The organism is Phenylobacterium sp. (assembly GCF_044372605.1).
Taxonomy (GTDB): domain Bacteria; phylum Pseudomonadota; class Alphaproteobacteria; order Caulobacterales; family Caulobacteraceae; genus Phenylobacterium.
In genome coordinates this window covers 1-4,126 of the sequence record NZ_JBILRO010000278.1, presented here as the reverse complement: position 1 = coordinate 4,126, position 4,126 = coordinate 1, and the positions used below count along the sequence as shown (strand labels likewise).

Here is a 4,126-nt window from a genome sequence, read left to right as displayed (position 1 = left end):
CCCCCTCAGGGAGCCAGACATGAAGAACCGCATCACCGATCTGCTCGGCGTGAAATACCCCATCGTCCAGGCGCCGATGGGCTGGATCGCTCGGGCGCAGCTGGCCAGCGCCGTGTCCAACGCGGGCGGCTTTGGCGTAATCGAAACGTCCTCCGGCCGCCTCGACGAGGTGCGTGAGGAGGTGAAGAAGATGCGCACCCTTACCGACAAGCCGTGGGGCATCAATGTCGCCCAGGCGTTTGTGCGCGACCCGGACATCGTCAAGTTCGTGGCCGATCAGGGCGTCAAGTTCGTCACCACCTCGGCGGGCGACCCCAACCGCTACTGCGAGGCGCTGAAGGGCGCGGGCCTCACCGTGTTCCACGTGGTGCCGTCTATGGCGGCGGCGCAGAAGGCCATCGAGGCGGGCGTCGACGGGCTGGTGGTCGAGGGCGGCGAGGGCGGTGGGTTCAAGAACGGCCGTGATGTGGCCACCATGGTGCTGTTGCCGCTGGTGCGTTCCCGGACCGATCTGCCTATCATCGCGGCGGGTGGTATCACCGATGGTCGCAGCATGGCCGCCGCCTTCGCCCTGGGCGCCGAGGGCGTGCAGATGGGTACGCGCATGGTCTCGGCCGCCGAGAGCCCGGTTCACCAGAACTGGAAGGACAGCATCGTTGGCGCCAGGGAAACCGACACGGTGTTCCTCAACCGCCACGGCCCCGGCCCGGCGCTCAGGGCGTTGCGAACCGAAAAGACCACACGGTTCGAACTGGAGCCGCCGGCCAACATCATGGGTGAGATGGCGAACGCCCTGCAGCTCTACTTCGGCGGCGACATGGAAGCCGCCATCGCCCTGACCGGCCAGGTCGCCGGGCGGATCGATTCCGTTAAGCCGGTGGCGCAGATTCTCAGCGAGACGATCGCGGAGTTCGAGACGGTGATGACGGAGCTGGGTGCCAGGTACGGACGGGTCGGGTCTCCCGCCTGAACCGCGCCTATCGCCGGTCGTTCAACCAGCTACGGATCGTCTTGTTCACCAGCCCCTCGGCGTCGTGCTGCACGAAATGGCCGGCGTTCGGGATCATCAGGATGGTGGTGTCCTCGGACACATAGTTCCAGGTGCCCGCGTGGCCTGCGGCATTCAGCGCCGTGTCCTTCATGCCGTGAATCACCAGCACCGGAACCTTGATCATCGGCGGACTGGCGGCGGTGATGCCCGAGGGCGTGGCGACGGCGTCACCGGTCCCGCGCGGATAGTTGGCGCGGTAGTAGTTCATCATCGAGGTCAGGTTCGATCGCTGGAACGCCTCGAGATACTCTGCCTTGCGGGGCGTGTCCTTGACGCCGGCGACCATGCTGGCCAGGCCCGCCGCCGACAGGTTCTTCTCGAAGCCAGGTTGCTGGAAATTGCGGGCGTATTGGCTGTTCTTCTGCTGATCGACATTGGTGGCCATCTCGCGGGCGAAGCCGACGGGGTGGGGCACACTCATGATCACCAGCTTGTTGACGAGGTCCGGCCGGTTGAAAACCACCTGCCAGGAGATGGCGGCACCCCAGTCGTGGCCGACGATGATGGCGTTCTTCTGACCCTCTGCCGCGATCACGGCGGCCACGTCGCCGATCAGATTGGGCATGGCATAGGCGGCCTCGCCCTCGGGCTTGTCGGAGAGATTATAGCCCCGGGTGTCCATCGCGGCGGTGCGATAGCCGGCCTTGTTCAGCTCGGCCATCAGCGACTTCCAGGTGCCCCAGTAGTCGGGGAAACCGTGGACCATCACCACCAGCGGACCCTTGCCGTCGACCACATAGTGGATCTTCACGCCATTGTTGGTGGCGTACATATCCTGCGGTTTGGCGTGGGCCGCCGAGCCGATGGCCAAGGCCGCCAGAAGACCCATCATCGTGCGCAACATTGCCGCTTCCCCTTTGATTTCGCCGTACCTAGCACGCCGCCCAAGCCCGGCGAAGGCGTGGAAGTTTCACAATACACTGTGCGCTAGACACTATTTGACACACAGTGTATGTCGCATAGGAAGATGGCGAACGACACCGAAATCTTCGAAGGCCTGCGGCAGGAATTGCGCCGTGGATCCCTGATCCTGGCTGTGCTCGGACAACTGCGCGCCGAGCACTATGGCTACACCCTTCGAAAAGCCCTCGCCGATACGGGTGTCGAGATCGACGAAGGCGCCCTCTATCCGATGCTTCGTCGCCTGGAGACCCAGGGGCTGCTGACCAGCGAATGGCGGGAAGAGGAGAAGCGAAACAAACGCTTCTATCAGCTGTCGCCCCTTGGAACCGAAACACTTGCCCGCCTGATCGTCGAGTGGCGGGCGCTCAACCAATCCCTCGACGGGATTCTGGGGACCTGAAATGGACCTTATCGAACGCTACCTGGGCGCCATCGCCCGCCAACTGTCCGACGCCCAGAAAGCCGACGTCTGCGCCGAGTTGCGCGACGTTCTCCTGTCGCAGGTGGAAGACGAGGAAGGCCGACTGGGACGGCCGCAAACGCAGGAGGAGCTGGAGGCGATGCTGATCCGGTTCGGTCATCCGCTGACTGTGGCCGGGCGATATCGCAAGACCCAGCACCTGATCGGCCCCGAGGTGTTTCCGTTCTGGTGGGCCGCCTTGAAGATGTCACTGGCGGTTGTCTTGGGCATCTATGTGGTGCTGGCGGTACTCACGGCCGTAGGCGGGGAAGACACCGAACTGATCGGAGATCGGACCACGCCGACGCTCACGGCGACCCTGCTGCTCACGCTGGGTGCGGTGACGCTGGTTTTCGCCTTGATGGAAAGGTTCGGAAAGACGACTATCCTGAACCGATGGAAGCCCGGGCAGCTGCCTCCCGCCAGCGGACGAAGCGTCTCGCCGTTCGAGGCCGGTCTCGAGATCGGCGTGGGCGTCGTGTTCATCCTCTGGTGGATTGGCTTCATCCAGTTCCGTAACTTGTTGCCTGACCATGCCCTGCGGCTGGATATGGCGCAGGTCTGGACTCACTGGTTCTGGCCGATCCTGATTTTCTCGGCCTACGAGCTCGCGGCGAACCTTCTGGCGCTGCTGCGCCCGGGGCAGGCCCGGCTGGTGGAATCCCTGCTCGCGATCCGTAGCCTGGTCGCCGCGGCCATGCTGTGCGGGATCTATCAGGCCGGACACTGGGTCGTCGTCAGTTCCGCGACCTTGCCGGCGGCGGAGCTGGCGAAGACCCAGGCCAACTTTGACAGGGGCATGGCGATCGCGATCGCCGGCGCGATCCTGGTCTACGTGACCCTCGCTGGCGTGAGCCTCTGGAGACTACGTCAGCCGGACCGCGCTTTCGCGTCGTCTGCGGCGCGGCGGGCCTAGAGGGTGTGGGCGGCGTTTGCCGCGACCAGCAGGACGCCCACCAGTGTTGCCATGGATAGAATTAGATGGCGCATTTTGCGCACGCTCCCGTTGCTCCCTGCGGCAGGTACGGAGCAAGACCTGCGCCAGATGCGTCTGTCACCTGCTCGCATGGCCACGGTGAAGCTTTGTGCGGGTGCGAACAGAGTAAATCGATATGGTTTCCAAGGGTTTCTTGCCTAACGGAAGACTAGATTTTCCGCGGGCCTAGTCGCCATGAATTGCGCTGATAAGTCAGCGTCTTGTGACTGATCAGCGGATCTTTCATGCATCAGGCGGCATCGGCGCGTTAATGCTGCGTCGCAAAAACCTGTTGCCATTCGTGCCTTGGGCATTCATATACCCTCGACCATTTGCCGTCGCCTCCCCCCACCAACGGAACTCGGGGTAGGCCTGCCGGCGGTCGCTACCAGCATGAGCAGGGGCGAGCGCGGCGACAAAAGTTGGGGGGCAAGTTCGCCCTCGCCACTGAGGACCGTCCCGTTTTGAATTATGGAACGCAAGCGCATGCCGACAGGCGTGGGCTGTTGAGCGCCGCACTGTGGGGATCGGGCATGGGCCTGTTCCTCGGCGCCACCTATCTGATGGCCGGCATGAGCGGCCGCATCGCCGAGCGTGCTGAAGCCATTCGCATGGCCGAGGCTGCGGCCACGGGCTACACCGGCTCGCACCTGGAGGCTCAGGGGCGGGGGCTTCGCGTGGGTCTGGAGCAGTACGGCTTCCGCGCCGGTGCTGACGCACAGATCGTGGCGATCCG

Annotated in this window: 5 protein-coding genes; 4 read left to right on the top strand and 1 reads right to left on the bottom strand. The window is 64.0% G+C overall.

Annotation, left to right across the window (positions count from 1 at the left end; all coding sequences use genetic code 11):
* A partial coding sequence (locus ACIQ42_RS16665) for an NAD(P)H-dependent flavin oxidoreductase (protein WP_397423364.1) occupies window positions 1-970 on the top strand: 970 nt, incomplete at its 5' end.
* 7 nt (window positions 971-977) lie between these two features.
* Here the strand turns inward: ACIQ42_RS16665 and ACIQ42_RS16660 are convergent.
* Window positions 978-1,895, bottom strand: coding sequence for an alpha/beta fold hydrolase (locus ACIQ42_RS16660; RefSeq protein ID WP_397423363.1), 918 nt, complete (start codon window positions 1,893-1,895; stop codon window positions 978-980).
* A 123-nt stretch (window positions 1,896-2,018) separates the two neighbouring features.
* Between ACIQ42_RS16660 and ACIQ42_RS16655 the strand changes: the two genes are divergently transcribed.
* The 3 genes from ACIQ42_RS16655 to ACIQ42_RS16645 all read left to right on the top strand — a co-directional run.
* Window positions 2,019-2,354 (top strand): PadR family transcriptional regulator, encoded by a 336-nt coding sequence (locus tag ACIQ42_RS16655; protein WP_397423362.1) that lies wholly within the window; start codon window positions 2,019-2,021, stop codon window positions 2,352-2,354.
* Between the two features lies 1 nt (window position 2,355).
* Window positions 2,356-3,330 (top strand): hypothetical protein, encoded by a 975-nt coding sequence (locus ACIQ42_RS16650; RefSeq protein WP_397423361.1) that lies wholly within the window; start codon window positions 2,356-2,358, stop codon window positions 3,328-3,330.
* Between the two features lie 566 nt (window positions 3,331-3,896).
* The coding region (locus ACIQ42_RS16645; protein WP_397423360.1) for a hypothetical protein at window positions 3,897-4,126 on the top strand (230 nt) is incomplete at its 3' end.